Here is a 16,796-nt window from a genome sequence, read left to right as displayed (position 1 = left end):
GTGGTCCGCAGCGCGTGCTGCTACCCGTGAAGGCTGGCGCAGACAGAATGCACGGCAACACCGGCAGGAACGCTCATGCGCTCACGCCAAAACCGCAGGCGCACGCAAGGCAGCCCGGCCATTGGGGAACGGCCAGGATGGTTGCTTCGCATCTGCGGTGGTCTTGCCAAATACAAACCTCTAACTTACGCGGGCCCTTGCAGGACTTGTGTTCACACGAACCGGGCCAAAAGGCCGGGCGGGAACGTTCGCCATCCGCGAGCACCGCTTCATTGTTCTGCATCGGCCCCGGTGGACTGTTGCCCTCTGCCCGGCGGCTTGTTCGTTGGTGCAAAAAACTTCAAAACTCGTTGGTTGCCGGACAGTTCGCCCGGCGTCCCGCCGCTCCTCGGCGGTACAGGTACAACTTCGCTGCGTTCATTGTGCAACAGGAAATGATTTCGCGCCAGCGTTTGCGGACAGGTCCCTGCACCGCCTTCAACGTTTTGACTAGTTCACAAACCGTCGCATACGGACGTTCATCACCATCCCGAGCGCAAAGAAGGAAAAGATGACGCTGGAACCACCATAACTGAGCAGCGGCAAAGGGATGCCCGTTACCGGCATCAGTCCGACCACCATGCCTACGTTGACCGCGATCTGGAAGATGAGCACCGCTGTGACTCCCATGATCAGGAAGGTCCCTGGCGGATCCGCTGCGGTCTGCGCGTTCTGGATCAGGCGGAGCAGAATAAATAGGTAGAGCAGCAGAACGAGGGCCGCTCCAACGAAGCCGTGCTCTTCGCACAGCGCGGCAAAGATGAAGTCGGTGTAGGGGATGGGCAGGAAATCACCCTGCGTCTGCGTGCCCTTGGTCGCGCCTTTGCCCCACACGCCTCCTGAGCCGACGGCGATAAGGGATTGACGCACCTGGTAGCCGGTGCCTTTTGGGTCGTCTTCCGGGTGGCGGAAGCTGGTCAAGCGTGCTTTTTGGTAGGGCTTCAGGATCTTTCCGCTCTTCCAAATCCCGGTGATCAACACGGCGAACGTGACCACGATGATCAGCGCGCGACGCCAGTGGATCCCGCCAAGAAACAATCCCACGACCAGGACAGGAACATAGGTAAGCGAAGTTCCTAGGTCGGGCTGCTTTAGAACGAGCAGCATCGGCACACCGATGAGCGCAAAGGCTTTACCAATCTCGCGCCAGTCGAGTTCTCGACCGACCAGACCCCATAAGTACCGGGCCATCGCGAGGATCAGGACGAGTTTGACCCATTCCGAAGGTTGAAAGTGGATGCCACCGGGGAGCTTGATCCAGCGCCGCGCACCCAGAACCTTTTGCCCGACCACGAGCACTGCCAGCAGCGAGACGATGCTGATGCCGTAAGCCCATGGCGAGATGTCGATGAGCTTGTGGTAGTCGATCTGCGAGACGACGAACATCACGACCAAGCCGGCAAGCAGGAAGCCGATTTGCTTCGTGTGAAAGCCGTGGAACTTCGTGTGAAGTGTCGCGGAGTAGATTTCGAGAACACTGATGGCCGACATGAGCAGAACCATGCCGAGAAGCGCCCAATCGAAATCGCGAAAGCTGGAGAAGCGGAACATCTGTGTCGTATCTAGGTCGTACTGGAGTAGCAGTTCAGTGCATGGGCAAAGAGCGATGAGGCGTCGAAGAGCTTCCCTCCCCCTCCCACCGGATTTGCAAGTTCTTCTTTCCGGGCGGCTTAGGATTTCGAGATGCCGTAAGTTCTTGATTCCGCGTGCAAGTTCTTGATATTTCGTCTAAGTTCCTGCACCGCCGGCACTTGCTTTTACATGCACCGGTTTCGCTGCAGGCGCTTCTGCGGAGGCGGTTGGCTCCTTCTCGTTCTTGTTGCCGTCGGTGTCTCCGTTCTTCTGCCCACCGTCGTCCTGCTTGTCGGCGTCGCTCCCCTGCGCGGCCGGAGCCGGAGCGGGCGCCTGTGCGATCAGGAGGTTCTTGCTGTGCGAACGCTGCTTTTCAACGAAGGCGTTGATCACCTGTGCGGCGACTGAGCCGGCGTGCCAGCCCCAGTTGCCGTTCTCCCAAAGGACAGCAACGGCGATATCCGGGTTGCGACGCGGCGAGATGCCAACGAACCACGAGTTCGGCTGGGTCTTCTTGCCGCCGCCGTTGCGCGCGGACGCGTCATGACTCATGACCTGGGCAGTACCGGTCTTGCCGGCGAAGTCGATGCCGTCCAGGTGCACGCTGGCGGCGGTGCCGTAGGTGGTCACCGCGGACATGCCTTCCGTGACGGTCTGCCACACGGCGGACTGGATCGGCACGTTTTTGTCGCCACTGCCCGGAAAGCTTTCGGCGAAGGCTGATCGCTGATCCTCCGGAATCTCCTGCGGGAAGACGATGTGCGGGCGTTTCAGGGCTCCACCCGAGGCGATGCCGCTGAGAGCGCGCACCATTTGCAGCGGCGTAGCTGCGATGGCGCCCTGGCCGATGCCGACGGAGATGGTCTCGCCGGCGAACCACTGCTGGTGGAAGTTCTTCATCTTCCACTGAGAGCTGGGCATGGTGCCGGCGGCCTCTTCCGGCAGGTCGATGCCGGTCTTCTGCCCAAGGCCGAACGCGGTGGCGTACCGCGCGATGGTGTCGATGCCGAGGCGCTGGGCCAAGACGTAATAGAACACATCGCACGACTGCGGGATGGCGTTGTCGATGCTCACGTTCCCGTGGTGCGCGTCACAATGGTAGTAGTGGCCGTAAAACTCGGCACCGCCGGAGCAAACGACGTGTTGCGTTTGAGCGATGCCCTGCTCCAGGCCGGCGACACTCATGATGATCTTGAAGGTGGAGCCGGGCGCGACCTGGGCCTGAATCGCTTTGTTGAGCAAGGGGTGCTCGGGGTCCGTCAGGATGCTGTTCCAGTAGGTGCGAGTGAGGCGCACGGCAAACTGGTTTGGATCGAAGACCGGCCTCGAAACCATGGCGAGCACCTCGCCGGTGTGCGGATCGATGGCGACGAGGGCGCCGTTCTTGCCTTCCATCGCCTTCTCGGCGGCAGTCTGCAGGTCGAGATCGATGGTCAGGCGCAGGTCCTGACCGGGCTTGGCGAGCTCTTCGCCCAGCTTGCCGATCTCGCGGCCATGGCTGTTCACGATCAGGTCGCGGGAGCCGTCTTCGCCGCGCAAGAGCGAGTCGTAGGCCTGCTCAACTCCTGATTTGCCCACCACATCGCCCGGTTCGTAGAAGGCGTACTTCGGGTTGTTCAGGTCCTGCTCCGAGATTTCGCCGACATAGCCGATCAGATGGGCGGCGAAGCCGTGGCGCGGGTACAGCCGGCGCTGTTCCTCCAGAAGTTCGAGCTCGGGCAGCTCGTTACGATGCGCTTCAATGAAGGCCTGCTCGTCGGGCGAGATGTCGGCCTTGAGCGGGATGGGCTGGTACTTGGGGGCGTACTGGTAGTGGCGGATGGTGTCCTGCACCTGGTCGGGCGTCAGGTGAAGGCCGTCCGCAATCATGCGGATCTCGGCATCGGCGTCGTGCATTTGCTCGCGGAGCAGGTAGCAGGCGACCGACGAGTAGTTGTCGACGATGAGGCGGCCTTCGCGGTCGAGCAGCTTGCCGCGCGGCGCAAGGATGGGAACCTTGCGGATGCGGTTGGCCTCGGCCAGCATGCGGAAGTCGCTGGCATTGAGCACCTGCAGACGCCAGAGGCCGGCGAGCAGGACAAGGATGATGGTCGCGATGACGTACTGAACAGCCGCCAGCTTGACGGGCGAGATCTTCTCTTCGCGCGTACCGATGGTGGCTGGGATTTGTTCGGTGGGCAGCACGTGTGGCTAGTGTAGATGGCAGTCGATCGAATGTGGCGCGCCAAAACGGATGCGGTGAGCGCCCGGGCACCTTCAATGAACGTGCGGACAAAGAAAGCGGCACGGACCAGGTCCGTGCCGCTCCAGTAGATCGAGAACGCTTAGGCGGCCTTGGTCGCCAGCGCCTTCAGGCGGGCGTTGAGACGGCTCTTGTAGCGTGACGCGGTGTTATCGTGCAGCACGCCCTTCTGGACCGCCTTGTCGAGGATGGAGACGGTGGAGCGGTACTGCTCCTTGGCGGCGTTGGCGTCGCCCTTGACGAGCGCTTCGCGCAGGAGGCGCAGGCTGCCACGCAGCTTGGAACGGTTGGAGCGGTTGACGGCGGTCTTGGCCAGCGTCTGCTTGGCGCGCTTCAGGGACGATACGTGGTTTGCCATGGTTCTCTTTTCTCTGGGTGCCCGGCGCGCGGGCGAATGTCTTGGGCGGGCACACAGCAGATCGCTGCCGCGTAGCACGCAACCCTTCCAATGTACGCGAAATTCACAGCCGACGCAATCACAGGCTGTCGGTGCGGAGGGCACTAGGCTGGACGCTTTTTGCACAAAGATTCATGCAGAACCTGCTTGACGCCCCCGATACCCGGCGCTATGCTTTGCCCAACTTCGAGCCGATTTGGTGATGCGCGCCAATCCCGTGGGTTCCACACACCTGACACAGTCTCTGTGCACCAGGTTGCGCCACGGGGTGAGCCGAAGTCTCTCCTTCTCCCATCCAATCCTTGTACGCCAACCCCGTTGTCCGGAGGCATAGCCCGCATTGGTATCTACGTCCGTGAAGAGCTCGCTGGAGATCTCGCCCAATACTGAAGCCCTGTTTGGAGCGCGCGATGAGAACCTTTTCCTGATGGAGCAGGCGCTGGGCGTCGCAATCGATCTGCGATCCCATGCGTTGGAAGTAAGCGGCGAGCCGGAAGCGGTGAACCGAGTTGAGCGGATTGTGGCGGATTTTGAGGCGTTGCGGCGCTCGGGCGTGCATCTGGCTGGGCCGGAACTGCATGCGCTTATCAAGCTGGCCGTCACGGACCCGAATGTGACGTTGCGGCAACTGGTCGATTCCGGGCGCCAGCGCACGGCGACCGGCATCAAGCGGATGGTGAATCCGCGGTCGACCAATCAGCGCAAGTACGTAGAGAACATCGAAGCGGCAGACATGACGTTTGGCATCGGACCGGCGGGTACGGGCAAGACGTACCTGGCGGTAGCGATGGCGGCGAGCGCGCTGATGGCGAAGAAGGTCAGCCGCATCATCCTGGTGCGGCCCGCGGTGGAGGCGGGCGAGCGGCTCGGGTTCCTGCCGGGATCGCTGCAGGAAAAGGTTGATCCCTACCTGCGGCCGCTGTACGACGCGTTGTACGACCTGCTGGATAAGGAGCGCGTCGACAAGCTGCTGGAAAAAGGCATCATCGAGATCGCGCCCCTGGCCTTCATGCGCGGCCGGACGCTGAGCGACGCCTTCATCATCATGGACGAGGCACAGAACACGACCATCGAGCAGATGAAGATGTTTGTGACGCGCCTGGGCATGAACTCGAAGGCTGTGATCACGGGTGATCTGACGCAGATCGACCTGCCCAACCCGAAGCGGAGCGGTTTGCTGGACGCGCTGCGGGTGCTGGCCGATGTGGAAGGCGTTCGCTTCACGCACTTTGAAGACAACGACGTGGTGCGGCACAGCCTGGTGCAGCGCATCGTCAAGGCGTACGACACGCATGCGCGCGAGCAGCAGATGCAGTTGACGCTGACCGACGGGGTGGATGCGCCGGTGGAGGTTGCTCCGGGAACGAAGACGATGCAATAGGTCTCGTTGCCAAACTGAAATGTGGGGCCCTGCCGGTTTCGGCAGGGCCTTTCAACGCTCGGGGGACGTTCGGGTAGCATCCAAAGCAGGATGAAGGACGACCCCTACCGAAGCGAGAAGCTCGCTTGATCGTGATCGAAGAGCCGGATGGCGGGCGGAGCGAAGACCTGTTTCGGACGCTGCGCAAGGCGGTGCTTGCGCGGTTCCTGAAGACAGCGCAGCGCGCGGTGCAGTTGCCCGGCGAAGTGAACCTCTTGCTGGCGGACGATGCCCGGCTCAAGGCGCTGAACAAGGCGTTTCGCGGCAAGAACAAGGCGACAGACGTGTTGTCATTCCCGGCGGCGGAGAACGGTCAGGATCTCGGCGATGAGAGCATGGCGGGCGATCTGGCGATCTCTGTGGAGACAGCCGCGCGGCAGGCGGCGGAGCACGGGCATTCCCTGGAAGACGAGCTGCGGGTGCTGACGCTGCACGGGGTGCTGCACTTGGCCGGCTATGACCATGAGGCAGACGAGGGCGAGATGCGCGCCCTGGAGAGCCAGTTGCGCTTGAAGCTGAAGTTGCCAGGTGGGTTGATCGAGCGCGTCAGCGAGGATGCGAACGCAGCGGGTGACGGTGCGGTGAAGAACGTACAGCTCGTCCGAGCGAAGAGCGTTGCCGTGAAGCAGAGATCGGCGAAGCAGGCGGCGACAAAAGGAACGCGGCGCGGCGCTGGAAAGGAACGCGTGTGATGATGCTCGCGTTGGTAACGCTGCTGCTGTTTGCGGCCTTGGTGCTGAGTGCGTACGCCGACCGCGTGTACTCGGAAATGGGCAAGTTCCTGGCGCGCGCGTACCAAGACAACCTGGACTCCTGGGTCGAGTTGATCGAGCCGCGCTTCGGACTGTCGCGGGATTCCCTGGCGCTTTCGGCCACGGTTCTGCGGCTGACGTCGGTGGCCGCGCTGGGATTGTTGCTGGGGAGGCACTCGCGGGAGCCGGGCGTGCTGCGGTACGTGGTGCAATTGCTGGAGCTGGCGCTGGTGGTTGTGGTGTTTGACCGGCTGGTGCCGCAACTGATCTTCTTGCGAACGCGCGGCAACTGGGTGCGCCGGGTGCGCTGGGCATACCAGGTGCTGTTTTACGTGGTGCTGCCGCTGACGCTGCTGGTCGGACTGCTGCTGGGCATTGCGCAGTTGGCAGAACACGAGGACGCGGAAGAGGTTCCGTCGACCGGTGAAGGCGTGGATGCGCTGCTGGAGGCGGGCGAGGAAGAGGGCATTCTGGAGGAAAGCGACCGCGCGCTGGTGCGCAGCGTGGTGGAGTTTGGCGACATGGTCGTGCGCGAGGTGATGACACCGCGACCGGAGGTGTTCGCGATTCCAGACACGACGACCTTGGCGGAGTTCACCGAGCAATTAGTGGAGAGCGCGTTCTCCCGTGTGCCGGTGTACCACGGCTCGCTGGACAACATCACGGGCATCGCCTTCGCGCATGACCTGCTGAGCGTGACAGACGAGGACGCGGCGAAGCGCACCGTGCGCGAGATGCAGCGGCCGGCGGCGTTTACGCCGGAGCCGAAGCGCGTGAACGAGCTGCTGCGCGAGATGCAGAACGAGAAGCAGCATATGCGCATCGTCATTGACGAGTACGGCGCGGTGGCGGGTCTGGTGACGATTGAAGACCTGCTGGAAGCGATCGTCGGCAACATTGAGGACGAACACGACGAGCCAGCCGTTCCGCACCAGGAGATTCAGGCTGAGGGAGACGGTGTGTGGGTGCTGCCCGGCAACCTGGACATGAGCGACTTGCGCGACCTGCTGCAGGCGTACGAGGAGCAGGTGGAGGAGAACGAGCAGGACGGCGAGAGCCGCGTTCGGTACCGCCTGTTGCCGGATGACCTGGAGTCGACAACCGTGGGCGGCTTAGTGTCAGAGCTTGCGGGCCACATCCCGCTGCCGGGTGAGGTGGTAGAGGCGAACGGCCTGCGGCTGGAGGTGCTGGCATCCACGGCGCGTCTGGTGACGCGGGTGCGACTGCTGGTGAAGCCGGCCGAGGCGCCGCAACGCGGGCGAGAGTAGGCTGCTGCCGCCATGCCGGCCACGTAGACTGAACAGAGCATGGCTTCTCTTCCCTTTCGCTCTGGATTTGTCTCAATCATCGGCCGGCCGAACGCGGGCAAATCGACGCTGCTGAACGCGCTGGTGGGCGAAAAAGTGGCGATTGTGACGCACAAGGCGCAGACCACGCGCAACCGCATCCTGGGCGTGCTGGAGGTGCCGGAGCGGCCAAAGCTGCGATCGCGGCCCGCGCAGCCGCCGGCGCAGGTGGTCCTGGTGGACACGCCCGGCGTTCACAAGCCGAGCACGCAACTGGACAAGCGAATGATGCAGGAGGTCCACGACGCGCTGGAGTCGCGCGATGCCGTGCTGTTCCTGGTTGACGCGACGCATCGCCTGCACGATCCCGCCGCGGGGCGCGTGGACAAAGATGATCGCAAGGCGTTGAGCGCCGAAGAAGATGCGTTTGCGCTGAGTCTGCTGCGCAACGTGGACGCGCCGGTGATCCTGGTCTTGAACAAGGTGGACCTGATCGAGCGCGAAAAACTGCTGCCGCTGATTCAGCACTGGTCGACGAAGCACAACTTTGCGCAGGTGATGCTGATCAGTGCGAAGAAGCGCGATGGGCTGGAGGAGCTGCTGAGCGCGATTGTGGCGTTGCTGCCGGAAAGCGATCGCTACTTCCCTGCCGACCAGTTGACGGACCAGCCGGAGCGGTTCCTGGCGGCCGAGCTGATTCGGGAAAAGATTCTGCTGTACACGGGCGAGGAGGTTCCCTACGCCTCGGCCGTGGTGATCGAGCGGTGGGAAGAACCCGGGCCGGTGAAGAAGCCGAAGAAGGGTGAGGAGCCGAAGCTGCCGCTGACGAAGATTGCGGCGGCGATCTTTGTGGAGCGATCTGGGCAGAAGGCGATCCTGATCGGCAAGGGCGGCACCATGCTGAAGCAGATTGGCACGGCGGCACGCAAGGAGCTGGAAGGTTTGCTGGGTACGCGCGTGTTCCTTGAGCTTTTCGTGAAGGTGCGCGAGGACTGGCGGTCGTCGCGCGGCTTTGTGGAAGAGCTGGACTGGCGCCGGCAGTTGGAGGCCTTGGGCGAGCAGCAGGCGAAGCGGGACGACGAATAGGTCCAGCTACTCCCGGATGGGCACGCCGAGAGCTTTCATCTTGCGGTAGAGGTGCGAGCGTTCCAGGCCGAGTGCTTCCGCGGCGCGGCTGACGTTGCCGTGGCAGTCGTCGAGCTTTTTCAGGATGTAATCGCGCTCGTAGGCTTCGCGGGCTTCGACCAGCGTGCGCGAGCCCTCCGCGAGACTGCTGCCGCGTGAGCCGTCTGCCGCGGGCACGCCGTCGGTGCGGAGTTCGCGATGAGCCAGCGTGGGCAGGTGTTTGCGCTCGATCCGATTGGCTTTGGGATTCAGGATGAGCACGCGCTCGATCACGTTGCGCAGCTCGCGAACGTTGCCGGGCCAGCGATAGTTCTGCAGGGCTGCGACGGCATCGGACGCGATCTCGACACGCGGCCGGCCGTATTGGCGGCCGAACTCCTGCAGGAACTCATGGGCGAGGAGCGGGAGATCTTCGATGCGGTCGCGCAGCGGCGGAACGTAGAACGGGATGACGTTGAGGCGGTAGAAGAGGTCTTCGCGAAAGTTGCCGCGGGCGATCTCGTCGTCCAGGTTCTTGTTGGTTGCGGCGATGACGCGCACGTCCACGTGGACGGGATTATGCGCGCCGACGGGGTAGAAACGCTGCTCGTCCAGAGCGCGCAGCACCTTGGCCTGCGTCTTCAGGCTCATGTCGCCGACTTCGTCGAGAAAGAGTGTGCCGCCGTCAGCGCGTTCGAAGGTACCGCGCTTCTCGTGGGCGCCGCCGTCCACAGCCCCGTGGCGATGGCCGAAGAGCTCGCTTTCGATGTGGTTTTCCGGGATGGCTGCACAATTTAGTTCGACGAAGACGCGGTCGGCGCGCTGGCTCTGCGCGTGCATGGTGCGGGCGATGCGCTCTTTGCCGGTGCCGGATTCGCCGAAGATGAGCACCCGGCCGTTGGTGGGTGCCATGAGGCGAATCTGCTGACGCAGCGCCTTCATGGGAACGCTCTCGCCGGTGACGTATGCGGTTTGCGCGAGCTGCTGCTGCAGTTCGCGGTTGTCGCGGCGAAGCTGTCGCGCCTCGATCGCGTTCTTGAGCATGAGCAGCGTGCGTTCCAGCGAGAGGGGCTTTTCGAGGAAGTCGTAGGCGCCGAGCTTGGTAGCGCGCACGGCGGATTCGATGGTGCCGTGGCCGGAGATCATGATGATCTCCGGAGGCGATGGCAGGTTCAGGTCGCGCACCTTGCCGAGGACATCGAGGCCGTCGCCATCCGGCAGCCATATGTCGAGCAGGACGGCGTCGTACTCGGCGTCGCGGATGAGTTCCATCGCCTCGACCGCGGAGCCGCTGGTGGTGACGATGTAGCCCTCGTCGCGCAGGATCTCTTCCAGCAGCGAGCGGATGTCGGCTTCGTCGTCCACAACGAGGACGTGCTTCATGCGTGTACCTCGTCGGTGGTGGATGCAGGGAAGGAAGCTTCGGCAACCTGGGACGATGCGGGATCGGCTGAGGCTTCGATCCCCTGCGACGCGATGGGAAGCTCGATGACGAACCGCGCGCCGGAGGGCTGGTTCTTTTCGACGCGAATCGTGCCCTGGTGGTCAGCCACGATTTTGGCCGCGATGGTGAGGCCAAGGCCGCTGCCGCGCTGCTTGGTGGAGAAGTATGGCAGGAAGAGGCGCTCGCGCATCTCGTCGGTCACACCGGGGCCGGTGTCCGCCACGATGAGTTCGACCATGTGTTCGGCCGTTCGACTCAAGGCGGTGGTGATGCGGATCTCGCGCAGCAGGCTTTGATTCATCGCCTCGGCCGCGTTGTCGACCAGGTTGGACAGGGCACGTTTCAGGGCTTCGGGATCGGCGAGAACAAGCGGGAGTGAAGGGCTGAGATCGCTGATGACGGAGATGCCGTGAAGGCGGCCGGCGAACATGGCGAGCGAGTTGTCCACGATGGTGTTCAGGTCGGCCGGGCGCGGGCGGGCGTGAGGAAACTCGGCAAGCGATGAGAATTGGTCGACCAGCGAGCGCATGCTTTCGACGGAGCCGCTGATGACCTCGCTCGAACGCTGGATCGTGGCGATTGAGGGTGACTCGAGATTGTTGGTAGCGAGCAGGTCGGCGATGCGGCCGATGTGGCGACGAATCTGTTCCGCAGAAAGCGAAATGGGCGTGAGCGGATTCTTGATCTCGTGCGCGACCCGGCGCGCGACTTCTTTCCACGCGGACTGCTTTTGCGCGCGGAGGAGCTCGGTGGCGTTTTCAAGAACGACGACGTAGCCGATGGCGGTGCGTTCGGATGTGCCGCCGGGTTCCAGCAGGGCTGCGGTCACGGCGATGTTGAGTGTGCCCGATGGTGCGCGCATCTCCATCTCGGCAGAGGCGGAGCTCATGCGATGGCAGCGCTGCAAAAGCCGCTCGACGGGGTCGATGTTGTCGGCAGGAAGGACGTCGCGCAGCGTTTCGCCAACGAAGACGCGCTGGCCGCCCGGATCGAGCATTTCGCCGAAGGCGCGATTGGCGAGGCGGATGCGGCGTTCGGGATCGAGCATGACGACGCCGTTGGGGATCGTTTGGAGCATCGTCTCGAGCTCGCGGCGACGGTATTCGAGCGCGGCGTTGGCGTCGACGACCTGCTGGGTCGAACGTTCGACGAGGCGACGGCTGTTTTGCAGCTCGCCGGCCATGGTGTTGTAAATCGTGACGAGTTCCCCGAGTTCCTCGGTCGTAGCGGCGTCGACGCGCCGGCCGTAATCGCCGTGGGCGAGCGCGGTCATAGCTTCGGCAAGCGCCTCAACCGGGCGCGTGATCTGGCGAGAGAGCTGGAGCGCGAGCCATGAAGCGCAGAAGAGCGCGAGGGTGCTGATCATGAGCATGAGCAGCATGTAGGTAAGGCGAATCTGTTTGCGCTGGCGGAAGAGGATCCAGTACTGATTGCCGTCGCGACGCAGGCGCTGCATGCTCTCGTTGAGACCGGCCGGCAGCGGCAATGCGACGACGATGAGCGAGCGCGGCGTGTGCCAGGCGGAGCCGACCAGGTAGTCGGTGCCGTTGATGCTGAGCATGCCGTCTTCCCCACCCTGCGCAAGTTGCCAGAGCACGGTGCGCAACGGGCCGGAGCGGGGCGTCGCGCGAGCGTGGCTGTCCAGCGCTCCCGCGGTGGAGGCTACCTCAGCCTGCTCCAGCGTGACGGTTGCGTCGTCGCTGACGGGCGTGCGGAAGTGAGTGGCGGGAACGCCGTCCTGGTACAGGACGACGAAGCCACCCTGGAGCGTGGCCTCGTGCGACTGGAGGTCATCGGCGAAGAGCTTTGCACTGTCCTTTGCCTTGGCGTCGTTCGAGAAATCCACGGCGATGCTGGCGGCCTCAGCGCGGGCGTTCGCCGTGACGTAGAGCGAGAGGTTCTGCGCGAGGCTGGCGCTTTCCGCGCGAAGAGCTGCTGCCGGCTGCGAGAACCAGCGCTCTACGGCGCGGTTCATGAGCTGATAGCTGAAGGCAAACATGGCGGTGATGGGCAGCAACGAAATGAGCAGAGCGCCCCAGACCATGCGGGTGCGCAGGCGGGCACCCAGGACGCGGCTGCGGCCCTCCGCAGCGATGCGCAGCGTGTTGCGGACAAGCAGAACGAGCGAGACGAGAAACAGGAGAAACGCGACCACCGTGACGGTGGAGAAGGCGAGGATTTCGCCGGCGGTGGAGGGGTTCAGGAACGGAAGGCGAAAGGCGTTGAGCGCGGCGATGAGGAGCGACAGGACCGTGGCGCCAACGGCCAGCAGGATGATGTCGCGTTGCTTTCTGCTTTCCACTGTGCCGTCGCCTCCGGGTGCGATGGGCTGGTGCGGAGGCCCGCAGCAGAGGTGCTGCTGCGGGCAGAAAGCATCTCCTTCGCTCCGCTCAGGATGACACTATCGATCGGTACGCAGTCTCGCGGTTTAGAGTAGCTCCGCGACGGGCTTCCAGTCGCGGGACTGTGACTCTGCCACGGCGGCGTAGGTCAAGTTCTGCTTGTACGTATTGACGCCTTCTGCAAGGCCTGGATTACTCCGGATTGCCTGCTCCGCGCCCTGGCTCGCGATGCGCAGAACATAGGGGAACGTGGCGTTGGTCAGAGCCAGCGTCGAGGTGTTCGGCACCGCCGCGGGCATGTTGGTGACGCAGTAGTGCACAACGCCGTCGACCACATAGGAGGGATCGGAGTGCGTGGTCGGATGCGCGGTCTCGATGCAGCCGCCCTGGTCGATGGCGACGTCCACGATGACGGCACCCTTCTTCATGTTCTTGACCATGGCTGCAGTAACGAGCTTGGGCGCGGCGTGGCCGGGGATGAGGACACCGCCGACGAGCAGGTCGGCTTCTTCGGCAGCTTTGGCGATGTTATAGCTGTTCGACGCCAGGGTGAGGACGCGACCGGAAAAGATGTCGTCGATCTCGCGAAGGCGGTTCAGGTTGAGGTCGATCATGGTGACGCGCGCGCCAAGACCGAGCGCCATCTTCGCCGCGTTGGTGCCGACGATGCCGCCGCCAAGGATAACGACGGAGCCCGGCAGGGTGCCGGGAACGCCGCCCAGCAAGACGCCTCGTCCGCCGTGTTCCTTTTGCAGGTAGGCAGCGCCCATCTGGACGCTGAGGCGGCCGGCGACCTCGCTCATGGGCGTGAGCAGCGGCAGAGTGCCGGCGGCGTCGCGCACGGTTTCATACGCGATGCCCGTGACGCCCTTGTTCATCAGGGCGTCGGTCAGCGCGGGCAGCGGCGCCAGGTGCAGGTAGGTGAACAGGGTGAGCCCGTCGCGGAAGAAGCCGTATTCCTTTTCGGTGGGCTCTTTCACCTTGACGACCATGTCGGCGAGGCGCCAGGTGTCAAAGGCGGTGCCGACGATTTCAGCGCCGGCGCTCTGGTAATCATCGTCGGGAAAGGCGGACAGGTCGCCCGCGCCGGTCTGAACGAGCACTTTGTGACCGGCCTCAGTCAGGGCGCGCACGCCCGCGGGAGTGATGCCGACCCGGCTCTCGTGATCCTTGATCTCTTTGGGAACGCCAACAATCATTGGTAATTCGTAACCTCGATCTTCATGGTAGCGCGGCGCGGGGGAGAGGCGCTGCCGCAGAGCGAGCGCGTTTGGCGCACCGGAACAGCAGTTTCGCGCTGCAGGACGGCAAGGCTGTCCCGCCTGATGAAGTGCCAAGTTGGGCGAGGGACGGTGCGGTGTGTTCCATGGGGCTAGAATCAAAGGAACGCCCCATCCAGGATCAGCCCAAGAGAATGCCGCAGAACGACTACAAGGGACGCAACTCCAGATCGCGCAGCCTGCGCTCTCTCTTTTCCATTTTTTCGAATGACCTGGCCATCGACCTGGGCACGGCAAACACACTCGTGTTTGCCAGTGGCAAGGGCGTGGTGGTGAATGAGCCCTCCATTATCGCGGTCAACACCGTGACGAAAGAGGTGGAGGCGGTGGGCAAAGAGGCCAAGGAGATGGTAGGCCGCACGCCGGGCAACATCGTCGCCATCCGTCCCATGAAGGACGGCGTAATCGCCGACTTCAAGCAGACGGAGAAGATGCTGAACTACTTCATCCAGAAGGCGCACAACCGCAAGATGCTGGTGCATCCGCGGATCATTATCGGCGTGCCGAGCGAGATCACGCAGGTGGAAAAGCGCGCCGTCGAGGATTCGGCCTACCGCGCCAAGGCGAGTGAAGTGTATCTAGTCGAGCAGGCGATGGTCGCAGCCATTGGCGCCGGCCTGCCGATCACTGAAGCCGGCGGCAACATGGTCGTGGACATCGGCGGTGGAACCACGGACATCGCGGTTATCTCGCTGGCGGGCATTGTGTACTCGCGCTCGGTTCGCATGGCCGGCAACCAGATGGACGAAGCCGTGATGAACTACCTGAAGCGCAAGTACAACCTCCTGATCGGCGAGCGCACGGCGGAGCAGATCAAGATTGAGATTGGTTCGGCGTTTCCGCTGGACAAGCCTCTGACGATGGAGATCAAGGGCCGCAACCTCATCGAGGGCGTGCCGAAGACGATCACGATCGACGATTCGGAAATCCGCGACGCGCTGAGCGAGTGCATTGCGACGATCATGAACGCGATCCGCGTAGCGCTGGAACGGACCCCGCCGGAGCTTTCGGCCGACATCTCGGACCGTGGCATTGTGCTGACGGGCGGCGGTGCACTGATCAAGAACCTGGATCGCCGCATCCGCGAGGAAACGGGGCTGCCAGTTTCGATCGCGGACGATCCTCTGGCGTCGGTGGTGCTTGGAACGGGACGCATGCTCTCGGACTTCGGCCTCCTGCGCAAGATCAGCATCGATTAGAAGCGAACCAGCGAGTCAGCGGGTCAGCAGGTCAGCGGCGTTTTGGCGTGGACTCCTGACTCACCTATCTGAGGCACTGGCAGGACGTGGACTCTTTTTTCGCGCGGTACAAGAGCCTGATTACGCTGTTCGCGGTGCTGCTGCTGCAGTTCATCGCGCTGGCCACGCAGATGCACCGGCCGGATTACGGCGGACGTGCCGACGGGCACCACGTGCGGCTGGCGCGGGCATGGGAAGCGTGGACGATTGTGCCCGTGGAAAAAGGCTTCTGGCGCGTGGGCCACACGGTACGCGAAGCGTGGCACGGCTATGTGGACCTGCGACACGTGCGGCAGCATGACCGCGACCTGCAGTACCAGATCGATCAGTTGCGGCTGCAGCAAGCGGGCATGCTGGAAGACGCACGGCAGGGACAGCGGCTGCAGCGCCTGCTGGGATTCAAAGAACAATATGTGGGCAAGACGGTCGCGGCACAGGTGATCGGCACCGGCGGCAGCGATCGTTCGCGCATCCTGATCCTCAACAAGGGCAGCAATGATGGCCTACAACCGGACATGGCGGTGATCACGCCAGACGGCATCGTCGGCAAGCTGCGCGATGTGTACCCGAACAGCTCGCAACTGCTGCTGATCAATGATGTGAGCAGCGGAACAGGCGTGCTGCTGACCAACGTGCGCAGCCGCGGCGTGCTGCGCGGCTCGGCGAACGGCAGGGTGCGGATCACTTCCCTGTTGCCGGACGACCGGATCAAGCCAGGAGAGCCAGTGGTGACCAGCGGCGGCGACCGCGTGTTTCCGCGCGGTCTGAATGTGGGTGTTGTGGATTCCGTGCAGATGGATCCCGATCACCAGCCGTACACGACCATCACGCTGAAGACAGCGGCAAACCTGGACCGCCTGGAAGAGGTGCTGGTGATCACGGATGTGGCGCAGCAACTGGCGGCGTCTGCGGCGTCGGACGGGGACGATGCAAACCGCCGCGCATCGGAGATCGTGGCGGAGCGACTGCCGGGACTGAAAGAAGCCGACAAGAAGAACGCGCAGGATGAGAAGAACGCGCCGCCCATGACCGAGGCACAGGCCAAAGCTGCGGGCCACGTGAGCGCTAAGCCGGCGCTGCACCCGGACCGCTACTCGCCGGGCTCGGCGCCAAACGCTGCGGATCTGCAGCCGGGAGGGCGGTAGTGCGGGTTCGACGCTTTACCACCCGGCGGGAGCTGGAGGAGCACCACTTTCCGTGGCTGGTGCTGATCGGCGTGCCGCTGGTAACGCTGCTGATCGCGGCGTACCTGCCGAAGCTGGTGCCAGCAAGCGCCCTGATAGATCTGCCACTGCTGGTGGTCATCTTCTTTTCGCTGTCGCAACGCAGTGCGATCGGCGGAACGTTCATGGGCGCCTTTGTTGGACTGCTGCAGGACACTCTAAGCAATCAGTACATCGGCGTGAATGGGGTTGCGAAGACGCTGGTGGGATTTGCGGCTTCGTCGGTCGGGCTGAAGGTGGATGTGGAGAACTCGCTGACGCGCGCCCTGCTGGTGTTTGGCCTGTCGATGGCGCAGTCGGCGATGCTGTTTGTGCTGGAGCGCGTGATGCTGGGCGTGCAGGAGTACAGCGGCCGGTGGGGACACGAAGTGTTGCGTGCCGGGCTGAACACCGCGGTGGCGATTCCGCTGTTTTTCGTTCTGGACCGCTTGAGGACGGACGAGACCGGCCTATAGCA

General features: G+C 63.4%; 13 protein-coding genes. 7 read left to right on the top strand and 6 right to left on the bottom strand.

The genetic code is table 11. The features are described 5' to 3' along the window. Nucleotides 1-489: 489 nt before the first annotated feature. From rodA to rpsT, 3 genes are all read right to left on the bottom strand, one after another. On the bottom strand, nt 490-1,590 hold the full coding sequence (gene rodA / locus OHL12_RS02140) for a rod shape-determining protein RodA (protein WP_263412195.1): 1,101 nt from the start codon (nt 1,588-1,590) through the stop codon (nt 490-492). Nucleotides 1,591-1,767: 177 nt separating this feature from the next. Beyond that, nucleotides 1,768-3,795 (bottom strand): penicillin-binding protein 2, encoded by a 2,028-nt coding sequence (mrdA, locus tag OHL12_RS02135; RefSeq protein ID WP_263412194.1) that lies wholly within the window; start codon nt 3,793-3,795, stop codon nt 1,768-1,770. A gap of 140 nt (nt 3,796-3,935) precedes the next feature. Further along, the gene (rpsT, locus tag OHL12_RS02130) at nt 3,936-4,211 is read right to left on the bottom strand and encodes a 30S ribosomal protein S20 (RefSeq protein ID WP_263412193.1); all 276 of its coding nucleotides are present in this window, start codon (nt 4,209-4,211) and stop codon (nt 3,936-3,938) included. Nucleotides 4,212-4,590: 379 nt separating this feature from the next. On the opposite strand from rpsT, the gene OHL12_RS02125 reads away from it, so the two are divergent. The 4 genes from OHL12_RS02125 (at nt 4,591) to era (ending at nt 8,794) form a co-directional block, all read left to right on the top strand. After that, nucleotides 4,591-5,631 (top strand): PhoH family protein, encoded by a 1,041-nt coding sequence (locus tag OHL12_RS02125; RefSeq protein ID WP_263412192.1) that lies wholly within the window; start codon nt 4,591-4,593, stop codon nt 5,629-5,631. A gap of 131 nt (nt 5,632-5,762) precedes the next feature. After that, nucleotides 5,763-6,362: an rRNA maturation RNase YbeY gene (gene ybeY, locus OHL12_RS02120; protein ID WP_263415051.1), complete on the top strand. Its 600-nt coding sequence runs from the start codon at nt 5,763-5,765 to the stop codon at nt 6,360-6,362. Continuing rightward, nucleotides 6,362-7,690, top strand: a complete 1,329-nt coding sequence (locus tag OHL12_RS02115; protein WP_317889793.1) for a hemolysin family protein — start codon at nt 6,362-6,364, stop codon at nt 7,688-7,690. The genes ybeY and OHL12_RS02115 overlap by 1 nt, the downstream gene beginning before the upstream one ends. Before the next feature lie 39 nt (nt 7,691-7,729). Next, a complete protein-coding gene (gene era, locus OHL12_RS02110) occupies nt 7,730-8,794 on the top strand; it encodes a GTPase Era (RefSeq protein WP_263412191.1) in 1,065 nt (354 codons plus the stop codon). 6 nt (nt 8,795-8,800) lie between these two features. On the opposite strand, the gene OHL12_RS02105 is transcribed toward era, so the two are convergent. The 3 genes from OHL12_RS02105 to ald form a co-directional block, all read right to left on the bottom strand. After that, a complete protein-coding gene (locus OHL12_RS02105; protein ID WP_263412190.1) occupies nt 8,801-10,195 on the bottom strand; it encodes a sigma-54-dependent transcriptional regulator in 1,395 nt (464 codons plus the stop codon). Further along, entirely contained in the window at nt 10,192-12,558 is a 2,367-nt protein-coding gene (locus OHL12_RS02100) for a sensor histidine kinase (RefSeq protein WP_263412189.1), read from the bottom strand. Before OHL12_RS02100 ends, OHL12_RS02105 begins: the two co-directional genes overlap by 4 nt. A gap of 126 nt (nt 12,559-12,684) precedes the next feature. Next, nucleotides 12,685-13,797 (bottom strand): alanine dehydrogenase, encoded by a 1,113-nt coding sequence (ald, locus tag OHL12_RS02095; RefSeq protein ID WP_263412188.1) that lies wholly within the window; start codon nt 13,795-13,797, stop codon nt 12,685-12,687. Between the two features lie 215 nt (nt 13,798-14,012). Here ald and OHL12_RS02090 point away from each other — a divergent pair, with 215 nt between their 5' ends. The 3 genes from OHL12_RS02090 to mreD all read left to right on the top strand — a co-directional run bounded on the left by OHL12_RS02090 (nt 14,013) and on the right by mreD (nt 16,794). Beyond that, nucleotides 14,013-15,077 carry a rod shape-determining protein gene (locus OHL12_RS02090; RefSeq protein WP_263415049.1) on the top strand — a complete coding sequence of 355 codons (1,065 nt, stop codon included), beginning with the start codon at nt 14,013-14,015 and terminating at the stop codon, nt 15,075-15,077. An 86-nt stretch (nt 15,078-15,163) separates the two neighbouring features. Then, nucleotides 15,164-16,261, top strand: coding sequence for a rod shape-determining protein MreC (gene mreC / locus OHL12_RS02085; protein WP_263412187.1), 1,098 nt, complete (start codon nt 15,164-15,166; stop codon nt 16,259-16,261). Beyond that, nucleotides 16,261-16,794: a rod shape-determining protein MreD gene (mreD, locus tag OHL12_RS02080; protein WP_263412186.1), complete on the top strand. Its 534-nt coding sequence runs from the start codon at nt 16,261-16,263 to the stop codon at nt 16,792-16,794. Before mreC ends, mreD begins: the two co-directional genes overlap by 1 nt. The last annotated feature ends 2 nt before the right edge of the window (nt 16,795-16,796 follow it).

The sequence above is a fragment of the Terriglobus aquaticus genome (assembly GCF_025685415.1).
Lineage (GTDB): Bacteria > Acidobacteriota > Terriglobia > Terriglobales > Acidobacteriaceae > Terriglobus > Terriglobus aquaticus.
This window is presented reverse-complemented; position numbering and strand designations above follow the sequence as displayed.